This window comes from Pseudomonas sp. PI1, assembly GCF_000812405.1.
In the GTDB taxonomy this organism is placed as follows: Bacteria; Pseudomonadota; Gammaproteobacteria; order Pseudomonadales; family Pseudomonadaceae; genus Pseudomonas; species Pseudomonas citronellolis.
In genome coordinates, this window is the sequence record NZ_JWMC01000045.1 from 1 (window position 1) to 15,243 (window position 15,243).

The following is a 15,243-nucleotide window of genomic DNA, read 5'->3' on the forward strand; positions in this document are numbered from 1 at the left end:
CCTTGTCCGCGATTCGCGCGCAGGGCGCGCTCCTACAGGGGAATGGCGTAGGCGGGGCAGCGTAGGAGCGGATCTCATCCGCGAATCGCGCCGATGGTCCCGGCTATCGCGGAGAAGCTCCGCTCCTACGAAAAGCCCTCGGGCTTTTAGAGCGGCGTAGTGAACTTGAACCAGAAGGTCTGCCCATCCGGCCGGTTGCGCACGCCCGTATCGTCCTGCCACTTGGCGCTGAAGAACCAGCCGTCCTTGCTCGCATACTGCACCGCCGGGCCGATGGAGAAGGTCCGTCCGCGGGAGTCCTCGACGGTATGGCCATCGAGCTTGTCGTCGCTGATCTGCTGGTAGGCGTGGCCGCCGACGCCGAGCACCCAGCCGTTGCCCATGCCCCAGCCGAGGGTGTAGTCGGCGTGCAGTTCGCGGCCGGACTGGTAGTCGGTGGCGCGGTTCTCGAAGTTGTAGTCGTGCATCAGGCGGATGTCGGCGTTGGGCCCCGCCGGGTCCACGTAGGTCATCGCCAGCACCGCCTGCACGGTGTAGTAGTGGGTGCCCAGGTTGATGATGTCGTCCTTGTCGTAGCTGCCGGTGGGCAGCACGAAGTCGACGCCGGTGGCCACGTGGAACTTCTCGCTCGGGTGGAAGCCGATCACCGGCCCCAGGTGGGCGTCGCCGATGCCGCGCTTGTGGTCGTGGGGGCCATTCTTGATGTTCAGGCGCATGTCGGTGAGCGGCAGCAGGGCATGGAAGCCGAGGTCGCCGCCCAGCACCTTCTGCTCGGTCACCCAGACGAAACGCGGCACCAGGGTGGAGACACGCAGGTCGATGTCGGCGGCCTTGTGGCCGCCGTTGTCGCGCAATGTATCGGCCAGGTAGTTGCCCGCGAACAGTTGGGCGTAGGTGCCAGGCGGTGGAAGGATGCCCATCCCGTAGATCTCGATGCCCATGGGCCAGGAGGAGGTGCCGCCCTCCGTGGCGAGGGCCGAGGTGGCGGCGCCGGCCAGGAGCATGGCGCAGGCGAGGCGGGATACGCGAAGGCGAACGGATTGATCGAACATGGGAGTGCCGGCCTTTTGTTGTTATCGGATTGGCGCGCGGCCACTTGCGTGCCGCGCCGGCGATCCCCAATCAATTACCATGCCACGAGTTAAACACTTAAAAATCAATTAGTTATAAATATTCAGCGGACAAGCCAAGCGAATACTCTTAAGAAAATTCCACTCCTCGCGGAAAAGTCTCCAGCCCTGCCCTCCCGCCGTAGATCGGCCACCCGCACGATCCACGAAAAGTCCAGGTTATCTGTTGGATAGTGCCTTCTTCCCCAGAACCCACCCACCAAAAATGCAGGCGCCAATAACAACAACCGAACCGCGATCTGGAGACATGGTGATGGGCATATTCGACTGGAAACACTGGCTGGTCCTGCTGCTGGTGGCGCTGCTGGTATTCGGCAGCAAGCGGGTGAAACACCTGGGCAGCGACCTCGGCGAAGCCATCAAGGGCTTCCGCCGCTCGGTCAACGCCGACGACGAGCCGGCGGCGCAGAAGCTGGCCGGGGAAGAAGCCATCGCCGAGCCCCGGCGGCTGCAGGAAAGCGCCCGCCAGCAAGCCTGAAAGCCCACAACCTGTAGGAGCGGGCCCTGCCCGCGATTTCGCGCGCAGGGCGCGCTCCTACAGGGGAATGGCGCAGGTGGGGCAGCGTAGGAGCGGATCTCATCCGCGAATCGCGCCGGAGCCTCCGGCTATCGCGGAGAAGCTCCGTTCCTACGGGAAAAACACCACGCATTCCCGCACGGGCCCTGCCCGCGATTTCGCGCGCAGGGCGCGCTCCTACAAGGGAATGGCGCAGGTGGGGCAGCGTAGGAGCGGATCTCATCCGCGAAGCGCGCCGGAGCCTCCGGCTATCGCGGAGAAGCTCCGCTCCTACGTTGCAGGCGAGCACGGCTTTTCGTAGGAGCGAGCTTGCTCGCGAACCGCATGGCACCGCGCTTGTTCGCGAGCAAGCTCCCTCCTACAAGAGCACCTCGGCCAAACGCCCCACCGCCTGCTCGAACGCCGCCTTCATCTCCTCGACCACCGCATCGGTGTGGGCGAAGGACAGGTACAGCCGGCCATAGGGCGACGGCATCAGCAGCAGGCCCGCGCGGCGCAGTTCCAGATGCAGCGCCTTGCTGAAGCCGGGGTTGGCGATGCGCGCGGCTTCGTCGAAATCCCGCGGCGCCCGCTCGGCCGGCCAGAGGCCGAAGACGTTGCCGTAGCCGCTGGTGGACAGGGGCAGGCCGTGTTCGCGGAACAGCCGCTCGATCCAGCTGCGAAGCGCCTCGCCACGCGCCATCAGCGCGGCGTAGTCGGCGTCTTCGAACTGCGCCAGCGTTGCCTGCACCGCCGCGCAGGCCATGGGGTTGCCGCTGAAGGTGCCGCCGCGCAGTACCCGGCCTTCCTCGAAGCCGGCCAGGATGTGCGCCTTGCCCAGCACCGCCGCGACCGGCACGCCGTTGCCGATGGCCTTGCCGACGCTGGCCAGGTCCGGGTCCAGCCCCTCGTACAGGCTGCTCAGCCCGGCGTGACGGCGGAAGCCCATCAGCACCTCGTCGCTGATCACCAGCGCGCCATGGGCGTGGGCCACACGCTGCACGTGCGCCAGGTAGCCGGGCGCGGCCATGATGCAGCCGGCGTTGGCCAGCATGGGTTCGAGCAGTACGGCGGCGATGTCGTGGTGCTCGGCGAACAGCCGCTCGACGTCGTCGAAATCGTTGTAGCGCAGCAGCGTCAGGCGCTCGCTCGCCGGGCGCTCGCCAGGGGCGAAGGTGGCTTCGGCGGAGCCGACGTTGCCCAGGGTCACCTCGTCGAACCAGCCGTCGAAGCCGGCGGCCATCTTGGCGATGCGCGGCCGGCCGGTGTAGGCGCGCGCCGCGCGGCAGGCCAGGTGCACCGCCTCGCTGCCGGAGTTGGTGAAGATCACCTTGTCGAGCGCGCCGCCGTGGCGCGCCAGGCAGTCGGCGGCGGCATGCTCGCGCACGTGGGCCCAGGACGGCGCGGCGGCATCCTGCAGGGCAGTGCCCACCGCCTCGATCACCGCCGGCTCGGAATGGCCGAGCAGCACCGCGCCGAAGCCCAGCGCGGTATCGATGTAGCGCCGCCCCTGGGCATCCCAGAGGTAGGCTCCCCTGCCCCGCTGGATGAACAGCTTCTCGCCGTCCAGGTCGGGAAGAATGCGCGCGGCGCTGGATACGTCACCCACCAGATGGGCCATGGTCTACTCCTGCATCGCGCCCGCCGTGCGGGCGCCTCGTGAATGGGTCGTAACGGCCTGCCCTAGGACAGGCGCCAGGGTGCCTCCCGCAGGCGCTGTTCGAGGAAGTCGCGGAAGACCTTGATCCTCGGGCTCAGGTGCTTGCGGTTGGCATAGATCAGGTACACCGGCTCGCACAAATCGCTGGGGTATTCCTCCAGCACCTGCACCAGGCGGCCGGCGCGGATGTCGGCGCCGATGTGGAAGTCGGCCAGGCGCACGATGCCGGCGCCGGCCAGGGCCATGTCGCGCAACAGGTCGCCCTGGGCGAAGGTCGCCGCGGGCATCACCGGCACGTTCAGGCGCTCCGGGCCTGCGCGGAAGCTCCAGCGGTTCCACGGGCTGTCGAAGCTGAACTGGAAGCAACGGTGGCGCAGCAACTCCTGCGGGTGGCGGGGCGTGCCGCAGCGCGCCAGGTAGGCCGGGGCGGCGCAGGTGATCCACTGCGTCTCGCCCAGGCGCCGGGTCACCCGGCTGGAGTCCGGCAGCACGCCGCTGTGGATGGCCAGGTCCAGGCCCTGCTCGAACTGGTCGACGTACTGCGCGCCGACCTGGATCTCCACCTGCAGCGCCGGGTAGCGGTCGAGGAACTCCGGCAGCCAGGGCGCTATCTGGTGCTTGGCGAAGGTGGTCATGGTGTGGATGCGCAGGGTGCCGCTGACCCGCGTCGGCAGCGCCTCGGCCAGCGAGTCCGCCTCGGCCATCGCCTCCACCACGGCGCGGGCGCTGCGCAGGTAGGCGGCGCCCTCCTCGGTCAGTGTCAGGCTCCGCGTGCCGCGCTGGAACAGGCGCACCTGCAGGCGATCCTCCAGGCGGCCGATCAGCTTGCTGACCGCCGAAGGCGTCATCTCGTGGGCGCGCGCCGCGGCGGAGAAATTGCCGTGTTCGACCGCCCAGATGAAGGCCAGCAGTTGCGAATAGTTGTCCATGTCCGGTCCTCGATGCGCCGTGGCGGCGAGCATAGCGCCCGCCGTGCCGGCCCGCTTCAGCGGATGAAGCGCTCGACGTAGTCCTCGCCCAGGCCGATGGATGCGTAGTGCCGGCGCGCCGCCTCCAGCTTGGTGAAGACGTCCTCGTAGCCCACCGCCACGCCCTGCGGGTCGACGTAGGTGTAGCCACCCTGGACGTGGAACCAGGTGATCATTTCCTCGACGTCCTCGGGCACGAACAGGGTGTGGGTCTCGCCCGGCGGCTCGAAGGCGAAGGAGCCCTGCTCGGCGATCCAGTCGTGCTCCAGGTACCACCAGCGGCCCTTGAGCACCAGCGCGTGCACGCCGCCGGTGTGGCGATGGCGCGACAGCACGCCGCTCTGGCGCACGCGCAGCAGGTTGATGTAGTAGCCGCCGCTCACGCTCAGCAGCAGCGGCTTGAAGGAGACGCTGGCGGTCACCGGGACCCACAGCCGGTCGTCCTCCAGCCACTGGTCCAGCACGCCGGGCAGGACCATGTCCGGCGCCATGAACGGCACCTGCGGCAGTTGGTAGGGAATCGCCAGTTCGTCCGGCTTCATCGCGATGCTCATCGATCACTCTCTATCAGGCAGTTGGGGAAGGCCACGGCGGGCTCGGCGAGCCGCGCCACGGGCAGGTTAGGTGTGCGCCGACGGCGGAAAAACCGGGCCGCCGGCACAGGCGTTGTGAAGCGGCGTCACAGCGCCGCCAGTTTGCCGAAGCCGCCCTGTGCGCGCTGCGCGGAGAGCTGCGGCTGGCGCTTCTGCAGGTACAGGCCGATGCCCGCCAGCACGGCGCTCAGGCCCAGGGTGGTGAGCAGTTCTCCGCGGTGGCCGGGGAACACCGACATGATCGCCAGGATGCCGACGATCAGCGCGATGGTCGCCAGGGTCAGCCAGGGGAAGGCCCACATCTCCACCGCCAGGGGCTCGCCGCTGGCGCGCAGCTTGCGGCGCATGCACAGCTGGGTGATGGCGATCACCAGGTACATCAGCAGGGCGATGGCGCCGCTGGAGGCGAGCAGGAAGTCGAACACCTCCTTGGGCGGCAGGTAGTTCGCGCCCAGCGCCAGCAGGGCCGCGCCGGCTGTGCTCAGCACCGCGCCCAGCGGCACGCCGCGGCGGTTGGTGCGGCCCCAGGCGCGCGGCGCATCGCCGCGATAGGCCAGCGAGTAGGCCATGCGCGAGGCGGTGTAGATCGCCGAGTTCAGGCAACTGCTCACCGCCACCAGCACCACCACGCTCATGATCTGCGGCGCGTAGGGAATGTTCATCGCCGCCAGCACCGACTGGTAGGAACCCTGCGCCAGCCCCGGGGCATTCCACGGCACCAGGCACACCACCACCAGCATCGAGCCAAGGTAGAACAGGCCCAGGCGCCAGACCACCGCGCGGATCGCCTTGCGGATATTGGCGCGCGGCTCCTTGGTCTCGGCGGCGGCGATGGTCACGATCTCGCTGCCCTGGAAGCTGAACATCGCCGTGAGCATGGCCGCCACCACCGACACCGGGCCCTTGGGCATGAAACCGCCGTCGGCATACAGGTGCTGCACGCCGGAAGTGGAAGAACCCGGCAGCAAGCCGAAGATCGCCAGCACGCCGAGGACGATGAAGCCGACGATGGAAACCACCTTGAACAACGCCAGCCAGTACTCCAGCTCGCCGAAGTTGCCGACGCTCAGGCAGTTGCACAGCGTCAGCGCCAGGGTGATGCCCAGCGCCGCCACCCAGGGCGCCACGCCCAGCCAGGGCGCGAGGATGTTGCCGGCGACTATGGCCTCGATGCTGATCACCAGCACGTAGAACCACCAGTACAGCCAGCCGATGGAAAACCCGGCCCAGCGCCCCATGGCCTGGTCGGCATAGGACGAGAAGGAGCCGGTGTCCGGCCGCGCGGTGGCCATCTCGCCGAGCATCTGCATCACCAGCACGACGATGACCGCAGCCAGCAGATAGGCCAGCAACACCGCCGGCCCGGCAGTGGCGATGGCATTGGAGGAACCGACGAAAAGCCCGGCGCCGATCACGCCGCCGATGGAAATCATGGTCACCTGGCGGCTCTTCAGGCCGTGGCCCAGGCGGTTCTTGGGTGGGTTCTCAGGCGTCGCGTTCATCGACAGCACCTCGGCACGCAGGATTGTTCTTGTGATTGTCCAGGGCCTCATGGGCCTTGGTCTGCGCAGGGTAGGGAGCCGGGGGCGGGGTGATAATCCCTGTTGGTGGCATAGGGGCTGTGAACTGGGTTCACAGCTAGGGATGAGGGATAGCCGAAGGACTCGGTGCAGTCGGAGCCGCGCTGCTCATTGAAGCAATCGCCATTTGGGTAGTGATGCGCGATTCAACCCGCTCATAGGCTGAACGTCACAGTGTTGGCAGAGGCAAAGAAAAAAGCGTCCGCAGACGGTTCAAATTCGGTCCGAATTCAGGCTACGATACGAAACCGATCGGCAGGTTCAACTGTCGACGTGTGAATCCCATCAGTTGCCTGGATATGGAGCCTGGTGGAGTTCGAACACCGTAGAACCTGAGTTCCAGGCCTTGAGTGTTCCCACAGCAATGGAGGTACCGACTCATGCGAGTCGAGACAATTAGTTATTTGAAACGCCATGCGGCCGACCTGGATTTATCCGAGCCAATGGTCGTCACACAGAACGGTGTTCCTGCCTACGTGATTGAGTCATATGCAGAACGAAAGCAACGTGACGAAGCAATTGCGTTGGTGAAGCTGCTTGCGATCGGCTCTCGTCAATACGCAGAAGGCAAACATCGCTCTGTAGATGAGCTGAAAGCTCGTCTTTCCAGGAGGTTCGATCAACCAGAATAAGGAGGCTCGATGTCCAAGCTCGTCATCCGTCTCACCGATACCGCAGAACAAAGCATCGAAGACCAAGTACACCACTTGGCTCAATTCCAAGGTTCGCAGGCTGCACTCCAGTCAGTGCTGAGCCTTTTGGATGAGATTGAAGAGAAGATTTCTCTTACACCCCAAGGTTACCCAATCAGCCAGCAGGCAAGCCTTTTGGGGGTGTTGAACTATCGCGAACTCAATACCGGCCCTTATCGCGTCTTTTACGAACTACACGAAGAGCAAGGCGAGGTCGCGGTTATCCTGGTCTTACGCCAGAAGCAGAGTGTGGAACAGCAATTGATTCGCTACTGCTTGGTGGGGCCTATCGGGTGATGGCTCTCTGCGCCCGAGTGCGTATGAGCAAGTATGCCTCGACACTTTTTCGACACCTTCCTGGCCCCGAAAAAGCAAAACCCCCGAAACGCTAGGCATTTCAGGGGCTTGGCAGGGTGTTCTGGAGCGGGCGAAGGGAACATCACGCCGCACTCATATCGTTGATTGATAACGGGTTTATTCCGTTGGCGCTACGGAATCAGGCCAGATCATGTACCGGTCGAACCGCATCGGCAACCAGATCCTGTCCGCATTTGTCTGCGGACATTCGCGATCAGTCCTCAACGCGCGCTCCAGGCAGGCGAGTTTCATTCTATCGTTTGATGTATAAGATCAACGAAATCAAGGAACACCTTTGGGACGATGGAAAGATCCTCACATGCCCAGCGCGCTCTTGCCCTGCTCCACAAGCAGGGCTTCCTGCGCACCAGCGACTTGGACACCATCGGCGCGCCGCGGGTGGTGCTGACACGTCTGTCTACTTCCGGGCAGTTGGAGCGTGTCGGGCGCGGCCTCTACCGTTTGCCAGGCACCCCCATGTCCGAGCACGAGGACCTTGCCACGATTGCAGTCAAGGTTCCCAAAGCCGTGTTCTGCTTGCTGACGGCACTCCAGTTCCACGAACTGACCACGCAACTGCCTCGCCAGGTTTGGATTGCCATGCCTCGCGGCAGCCACACCCCACGTATCGAGCAGCCGCCGATCAAGATGGTGCAGATGGCGGGTGATGCCTATGCCTCGGGCATTGATGAGCACGAACGCGACGGCGCTAGACTGCGGATCTACAGTACCGCAAAAACCGTGGCGGACTGCTTCAAGCACCGCAACCAGATCGGCCTGGACGTGGCCATTGAGGCAGCTGCCTGGAGGACACGCAAGGCTTCAGCCGATGACCTATGGCGCCATGCCAAGGTCTGTCGGGTCGCAAATGTCATGCGTCCTTACCTGGAGGCGGTTTCGCATGAGTGACCACGCTGCCTTGATTCACGCTTGCCGGGCGAGCCGATCCGTAAATTCGGATCGAGACGTCGTTGTCAACGAACGGCTCGAATAGGCAGCCCATCATGGCACTGGACCACCTCACGCTCACGACATACCGCGATCGGCATCCTGCATGGCGATTGCTCGCCTCGCCACATGCGCCATTGGTAGCAAGCTTCCTGTACCGGGTGTTCGTTGCACCGAACGTGCGGCTGACGAGCGAAGCGGATCTGGCCGAAATGCTGGAAGACGAGTTGTTTGCCCTGCGCGAACAGCTCGGTGCCGAGGCGTATCCGAAAGCCGCAACCGAATACCTGAATGACTGGTGCGCGCCGGACAAGGGCTGGCTGCGCAAATTCTACAAGCCCGGCACCGACGAGGCCCAGTTCGATCTCACCCCTGCCACGGAAAAGGCCATCGCCTGGCTGGTGTCGCTGACCGAACGGCCTTTCGTCGGTACCGAATCGCGCCTGCTGACCTTGTTCGCGCTGCTGGAGCAGATCAGCACCGGAAGCGAGGCCGATCCAGCCAAGCGCCTGGAGGAACTGCGCCGCAAGCGCGATGAGATCGACGCCGAGATTGGCCGCGTCCTGTCCGGCGATGTGCCGCTCATGGATGACACGGCCATCAAGGATCGCTTCCTGCAATTCCAGCAGTTGGCGCGCGAACTGCTGAGCGATTTTCGCCAGGTGGAACACAACTTCCGCCAACTCGACCGCAGCGTCCGCGAGAAGATCGCGTTGTGGGACGGGAGCAAGGGGGCGCTGCTCGACGAGGTCATGGGCGAGCGCGACGCCATCGGGGATTCCGACCAGGGGCGCAGCTTCCGTGCATTCTGGGACTTCCTGATGTCCAGCCGTCGCCAGGAAGAACTGTCCGCACGGCTCGACCAGATCCTCGGCCTGCCCGCCGTGGTTGCGCTCAAGCCGGAGCCGCGCACCCGCCGGGTGCACCACGATTGGCTGGAAGCGGGCGAACATACCCAACGCACGGTAGCGCAGTTGTCGCAACAACTGCGCCGCTTCCTGGATGACCGGGCCTTCCAGGAAAACCGCCGCATCCTCGAACTCTTGCACGGCATCGAAACCAAGGCGCTGGCCTTGCGCGACATGCCTCCGGCCGGCGACGTGATACGCCTCGACGAGATGGGCGCGGACATCGCCTTGCCGCAGGAACGCCCCCTGTTCGCGCTTCATGCCAAGCCACGCCTGGCGGAACTGGTCCTTGAGGACGGTGACGACGACATCGACACCGCACGCCTGTTCGACCAGCACGTCGTGGACAAGACCCGCCTGCGTCAGGCCCTGCGGCAGGCATTGCGGCAGCAGTCGCAGATCAGCTTGCGCGCGTTGCTGGAGACGCAGCCGCTGCAACAGGGATTGGCCGAGCTGGTGACCTGGCTGGAACTGGCGCACGCGGGCAGCCGCGGGCTGGATGGCCTCAGGGCCACGGTGGATGACGATGTGCAGGAGATCGTCGAATGGGCCATGCAGGACAGCGATGGCTCAACGGTACGACGGCGGGCGCGAATGCCCCGCGTTATTTTTGCGCGTTGAATGCAAGCTGCGACGGATAGAGCGAAGAGCCATGAACGACATGCACCAGGATGATCCAGAAGGCAGTACCGAGTCCCGCCCGCCCGTTGTCGCGGAACTCTCGCAACTGATGGTGCATTTGCTCAAAGGCGTGTTGTACCGTCAGGACGACGAGCGCCTGTGGGCCAGCCTGCTGAGCCTGCAAGCGCGGGTGCGGGAGCAGGCGGCGGTGCTGTTGCTGGATCTGGTACTGGACGAAGCCGAGGGTTACGCCTTCCTCAAAAGTCAGCCGGAGCCGGAGCATGCGGACGCCACACCCCGTCCGCCACGCCTGATCGCGCGACGGCCGCTGTCCTACCCGGTCAGCCTGATGCTGGCCTTGCTGCGCAAGCGCATGGCCGAATCCGACGCCAGCGGCGGCGATACCCGGCTGGTGCTGTCGCGCGAGGAGATCGCCGAATTGATGCGCGTGTTCCTGCCGGACGGCACCAACGAGGCGCGCCTCATCGACCAAGTGGATTCGACCATCACCAAGGTGGTGGAACTGGGTTATCTGCGCAAGCTCAAGCCCGCTGCTGGCGCAGCTCAGCAGGCAACTCGCTACGAGGTACGGCGCATCCTCAAGGCGTTCGTCGATGCACAGTGGCTGGCCGACTTCGATGCACGCCTGGAGGGCTATCGCACCGCATTGTCAGGTGCCGATCGCGACAAGGAAGCCGGCCGATGAACGATTTTTCGCCACAGGAGCTCGATTTCGTGGCCGACGACAGCCGCGTCGGCTTTCGCCTGCAGCGGCTGGAAGTCCTGAACTGGGGCACATTCGACCGGCGTGTCTGGCGCTATGAACTCGATGGGCGCAACGGCCTGCTGACTGGCGACATCGGTTCGGGCAAATCCACCCTGGTCGATGCCGTCACCACGCTGCTGGTGCCGGCGCAACGCATCGCCTACAACAAGGCTGCAGGCGCCGAGACGCGTGAACGATCACTGCGGTCCTACGTGCTGGGCCACTACAAGAGCGAGCGCAACGAAACCACCGGCAGCACCCGCCCGGTGGCGCTACGCGACACCACCAGCTACAGCGTGATCCTGGGTGTATTCCGCAACGAAGGCTACGGCCAGGCGGTCACACTGGCGCAAGTCTTCTGGTTTCGCGAACCACAGGGCCAGCCTGCGCGCTTGTTCGTGGCTGTAGAGCGGGAACTGTCCATCACCGAGCACTTTTCCGGATTCGGCAGCGACATCAACGGCCTGCGCAAGAAGTTACGCGCGATGGGCTGCGAACTGAACGACAGCTTCCCGCCCTACGGCGCCTGGTTCCGCCGCCGCTTCGGCATCGAGCACGAGCAGGCACTGGAACTGTTCCATCAGACGGTTTCCATGAAATCGGTTGGCAATCTGACCGATTTCGTGCGCAGCCACATGCTCGAACCGTTCGACGTAGGGCGCCGCATCGAGGCACTGCTCGGCCATTTCGATGACCTCGACCGCGCCCACCAGTCGGTACTCAAGGCCAAGCGCCAGATCGAGTTGTTGGCTCCGCTGGTGGAGGATGGCCTTCGCCACGGGCAAATCACCGGCGAGATCCAGGCGCTGCGCCAAGGACGCGATGCATTACGCCCGTACTTTGCCGGTTTGAAGGCAGCATTGCTGGAGAGGCGCCTGGAATTGTTGACTCAGGATGCGACGCGCTGGGATGCCCGCATCAAGCAATTGGGAGAGCAACGAGACAACGCCCGAATCGAGCAGGGGAAACTCGAAGGCGCACTGCGCGAGAACGGCGGCGACCGGCTGCAACAACTCGCTGCCGCCATTCAGCAGCAGGAGGCCGAGAAACAGCAACGGCAGGAGAAAGCCGACGCGTACACCACGCTATTGACGTGCATTGGCGAAGCAGCGCCGGGAGACGAAGCTGCTTTCATGACACAAAGATCCACCATCGGAGAACACGCCGAAGCGCTGCGTACAAGCATTGCGGACCACGATACGCAGATCAATGAAGACGGCTATGCGCTGCGGCGGGGTCAGGAAGAACACAAAGCGCTCAGCGACGAGATCGACAGCCTTGCGCGTCGCAAGAGCAATATCGACGCGGCCCAAGTGCGTATCCGCGAGGCATTGTGCACCGCCCTGTCCATCGCAGAGGAAGACCTGCCCTTTGCCGGTGAACTGATCCAGGTGCGCGAGGACGAACGCGACTGGGAGGGCGCGGCCGAACGCCTGCTGCATGGCTTCGGCCTGTCCCTGCTGGTGCCGGATGTGCACTACAAGGACGTGGCCGATTGGGTGGAACGCCAGCACCTTGGCACGCGTCTGGTGTACTTCCACGTGCGTGCGCGCAAGTCCACGCAGGCCGTCAGCCTGCCCCCCCAGTCGCTGGTGCGCAAGCTGCTCATCAAGCCCGACACGCCGCACTACGATTGGCTGGAACGCGAACTGCACCACCGCTTCGACCTGGCCTGCTGCGACAACACCGAGCAGTTCCGCCGCGAGACCCGCGCCATCACCCGCGCCGGACAGATCAAGGACCCGAGCGGACGCCACGAAAAGGACGACCGCCGCCGCATCGACGACCGCAGCCGCTACGTGCTGGGCTGGAGCAACGCCGACAAGCTGCGCATCTTGCGCGACGAACGCGAGGGCTTGGAACAGCAACTGGGCGACATCGGTCTGCGCATTGCCAACACACAGCGATTGCGCGGGCAATGCCAGGCGCAACTGGAGGCCTTGGCCAAGCTCGAAGTCTTCACCCGCTACAGCGAAATCGACTGGCAGGCACCGGCACGCGAGATTGCCCGGCTGACCGAGGAACGCGACCGCCTCAAGGCGGCCTCCGATACCCTGCGGGAACTGGAAAGCCAACTGGCGCAGGTCGTTGAGCGCCTGAAGGAGATCGAAGACGATCTTGGCGAGGCACAAGGCAAACGCGGAGAAATCCGCAGCAAACACGAAACTGCCCAGGCACAGCATGCGCAGGCTCTCGAAATCCAGACGCAAGCCGCACTCGACGACATGTTGCTGCAATCTCTTGAGGGCTGGCGCGCCGAAGTCCTGGGCGACCACCAGCTCACGGTGGAGTCCTGCGACAACCGCGAACAGGACGTGCGCAATGGCTTGCAGGCGCGCATCGATGCCGAAGACAAGCGTCTCTCACGCTTGACCGAACGCATCATCAACGCCATGCGCGGTTTCAAGGAGGCCTTCAAGGCAGAGACCGCCGAGATCGACATCAGCCTGGCCGCGCTGCCCGAGTTCGAGCGACTGATGAAGGATTTGCAGCACGACGACCTGCCGCGCTTCGAAGCGCGTTTCAAGGAACTGCTCAACGTCAATACCATCAACGAGATCGCCAACTTCAATGCCCAGCTCGCGCGCGAGCGGGAAACGATCAAGGAGCGGGTCGATGTCATCAACCAATCCTTGCAGGTGATCGACTACAACCCCGGACGCTACATCCGGCTGCTGGCGCAACCCAGCCCCGATGCGGAGATCCGCGACTTCCTGCAGGATCTGCGTGCCTGCACCGAAGGCGCGCTGAGCGGCTCGGAAGACGAACAGTATTCCGAGACCAAGTTCCTGCAGGTCAAAGCCATCATCGACCGCTTCCGGGGGCGTGAGGGACTGGCCGAGATCGACCGGCGCTGGATGCAGAAGGTGACCGACGTGCGCAACGGCTTCCTGTTTTCCGCCAGCGAGCGCTGGCGCGAGGACGATGCCGAGCACGAACACTACTCCGACTCCGGCGGCAAATCCGGCGGGCAGAAGGAGAAGCTGGCCTATACCGTGCTGGCCGCCAGCCTGGCCTACCAGTTCGGCCTGGAATGGGGGGCGGTGCGCTCTCGCTCGTTCCGTTTTGTCGTGATCGACGAAGCCTTCGGGCGCGGCTCGGATGAATCGGCCCAGTATGGGCTGGAACTGTTCCGCCAGCTCAACCTGCAACTGCTGATCATCACGCCGCTGCAGAAGATCCACATCATCGAGCCATACGTGTCCAGCGTCGGCTTCGTGCACAACGAAGGCGGCCGTGAGTCGCGGCTGCGCAGCCTGAGCATCGAGGAATACCGGGCACAGAAGGCTGCCGCCAGGGGCGGCGCTGTATGACATGGAGCCAGCCCGCCGACCTTCGCGCGCAGATCGAACGGCTGTGGCAGCGCGGCGAGTTGCTGCGTGCCGTGGTCGGCGACGGCACGCTGGGCTGGCCGTTGCGTCTGTCGCTGAAATCGCCGTCCGCCGCCGATCTCAGCAACCGTTTCGATGCCGTGCGCGGCTGGGTGCGCGACATCAGCGCCATGCCACTCGTGCGCATCGAATGGCGCGAGTGGACGCACCGGGTGCAGGGACGGCAGCGCCTGCCGGATACGCTCTGGATCGATACGCTGGAAGACGCGCTGGCGATGATCGGTAAGACCGGCGATGCCCACCGATTCCAGGCGCTCTGGCAGCAAACTGCCGAAGCGCAACCCGCACTGCTGCCGTGGCTGCACAGAGCACCGTTGCAGACCTTGGCACTGGCCGAACACTGGCCGCGCCTGCTGGCCGTGGTGGCCTGGGTGCAAACCCATCCGCGCCCCGGCGTCTATCTTCGGCAGGTCGATGCTCCGGGCGTGGACAGCAAGTTCATTGAAGCGCATCGCGGTACGCTGGCTCAGTGGCTGGACCTGGCCTTGCCGACTGAAGCCATTGAGCCTGCTGCAACCGGGATGACCGGGTTTGCCCGTCGCTACGGCTTTCTGGAAAAGCCCGTTCGCATCCGCCTGCGCTTGCTCGATCCGCAACTGCCCCAACTTCCCGGCTGCACCGGCCTGACCGACATCACCCTGGATGAGGACAGCTTCGCCGCGCTCGCACTGCCTGCGCAGCGTGTCTTCATCACCGAAAACGAGGTGAACTTCCTGGCCTTTCCGCCGGTGTCCGGTGCCATCGTCGTGTTCGGTGCTGGCTATGGCTGGGGAGCGCTCGCCCGGGCCGACTGGCTGCATCGCGCCTCTCTGCACTATTGGGGAGACATCGATACCCATGGCTTTGCCATTCTGGACAGCCTGCGCAAGTATTTCCCGCTGGCCGCTTCGTTTCTCATGGACCGCTCCACCCTGATGGCCCACGCACTTCAATGGGGTGAGGAGCCCCTCGACAAACGCCATACGTTGCCCTTGTCCCGACTGGTCGATGATGAACCCGCTCTCTACGACGACTTGCGCGGTGATCGAATCCGGCCACAACTGCGGCTGGAACAGGAACGCATCGGCTATCGCTGGCTGTGCGCGGCGTTGGTCGCAACAGTCCGGGACGATTTCCGGCCGTAGCGGCATTT

General features: G+C 64.5%; 13 protein-coding genes. 8 read left to right on the plus strand and 5 right to left on the minus strand.

Features of this window, described 5'->3' with window-relative positions; genetic code table 11:
* Nucleotides 1-146 precede the first annotated feature (146 nt).
* Complete coding sequence (locus RN02_RS14950; protein ID WP_009618267.1) at nucleotides 147-1,052, minus strand: SphA family protein; 906 nt, start codon at nucleotides 1,050-1,052, stop codon at nucleotides 147-149.
* A 331-nt stretch (nucleotides 1,053-1,383) separates the two neighbouring features.
* On the opposite strand from RN02_RS14950, the gene tatA reads away from it, so the two are divergent.
* Complete coding sequence (gene tatA / locus RN02_RS14955) at nucleotides 1,384-1,608, plus strand: twin-arginine translocase TatA/TatE family subunit (protein ID WP_043315140.1); 225 nt, start codon at nucleotides 1,384-1,386, stop codon at nucleotides 1,606-1,608.
* Between the two features lie 397 nt (nucleotides 1,609-2,005).
* On the opposite strand, the gene RN02_RS14960 is transcribed toward tatA, so the two are convergent.
* From RN02_RS14960 to RN02_RS14975, 4 genes are all read right to left on the minus strand, one after another.
* Nucleotides 2,006-3,247 carry an aspartate aminotransferase family protein gene (locus RN02_RS14960; protein ID WP_043315141.1) on the minus strand — a complete coding sequence of 414 codons (1,242 nt, stop codon included), beginning with the start codon at nucleotides 3,245-3,247 and terminating at the stop codon, nucleotides 2,006-2,008.
* Between the two features lie 62 nt (nucleotides 3,248-3,309).
* The gene (locus tag RN02_RS14965; RefSeq protein ID WP_043315142.1) at nucleotides 3,310-4,215 is read right to left on the minus strand and encodes a LysR family transcriptional regulator; all 906 of its coding nucleotides are present in this window, start codon (nucleotides 4,213-4,215) and stop codon (nucleotides 3,310-3,312) included.
* Between the two features lie 56 nt (nucleotides 4,216-4,271).
* A complete protein-coding gene (locus RN02_RS14970) occupies nucleotides 4,272-4,808 on the minus strand; it encodes a 2,4'-dihydroxyacetophenone dioxygenase family protein (protein ID WP_009618259.1) in 537 nt (178 codons plus the stop codon).
* A gap of 125 nt (nucleotides 4,809-4,933) precedes the next feature.
* Entirely contained in the window at nucleotides 4,934-6,349 is a 1,416-nt protein-coding gene (locus RN02_RS14975; protein ID WP_043315144.1) for an amino acid permease, read from the minus strand.
* Nucleotides 6,350-6,807: 458 nt separating this feature from the next.
* On the opposite strand from RN02_RS14975, the gene RN02_RS32365 reads away from it, so the two are divergent.
* The 7 genes from RN02_RS32365 (at nucleotide 6,808) to RN02_RS15005 (ending at nucleotide 15,235) form a co-directional block, all read left to right on the plus strand.
* Nucleotides 6,808-7,059, plus strand: coding sequence for a type II toxin-antitoxin system Phd/YefM family antitoxin (locus RN02_RS32365; protein WP_082033812.1), 252 nt, complete (start codon nucleotides 6,808-6,810; stop codon nucleotides 7,057-7,059).
* 9 nt (nucleotides 7,060-7,068) lie between these two features.
* On the plus strand, nucleotides 7,069-7,416 hold the full coding sequence (locus tag RN02_RS14980) for a type II toxin-antitoxin system RelE/ParE family toxin (protein WP_009618255.1): 348 nt from the start codon (nucleotides 7,069-7,071) through the stop codon (nucleotides 7,414-7,416).
* 363 nt (nucleotides 7,417-7,779) lie between these two features.
* Entirely contained in the window at nucleotides 7,780-8,385 is a 606-nt protein-coding gene (locus RN02_RS14985; RefSeq protein WP_043315145.1) for a type IV toxin-antitoxin system AbiEi family antitoxin domain-containing protein, read from the plus strand.
* A gap of 95 nt (nucleotides 8,386-8,480) precedes the next feature.
* Nucleotides 8,481-9,953 carry a DUF3375 domain-containing protein gene (locus RN02_RS14990; protein WP_009618251.1) on the plus strand — a complete coding sequence of 491 codons (1,473 nt, stop codon included), beginning with the start codon at nucleotides 8,481-8,483 and terminating at the stop codon, nucleotides 9,951-9,953.
* Nucleotides 9,954-9,984: 31 nt separating this feature from the next.
* Entirely contained in the window at nucleotides 9,985-10,659 is a 675-nt protein-coding gene (locus tag RN02_RS14995) for a DUF4194 domain-containing protein (protein ID WP_009618249.1), read from the plus strand.
* Nucleotides 10,656-14,033, plus strand: coding sequence for an ATP-binding protein (locus RN02_RS15000; RefSeq protein ID WP_043315146.1), 3,378 nt, complete (start codon nucleotides 10,656-10,658; stop codon nucleotides 14,031-14,033). Before RN02_RS14995 ends, RN02_RS15000 begins: the two co-directional genes overlap by 4 nt.
* Nucleotides 14,030-15,235, plus strand: coding sequence for a DUF3322 domain-containing protein (locus RN02_RS15005; protein ID WP_009618246.1), 1,206 nt, complete (start codon nucleotides 14,030-14,032; stop codon nucleotides 15,233-15,235). Before RN02_RS15000 ends, RN02_RS15005 begins: the two co-directional genes overlap by 4 nt.
* Nucleotides 15,236-15,243 lie beyond the last annotated feature (8 nt).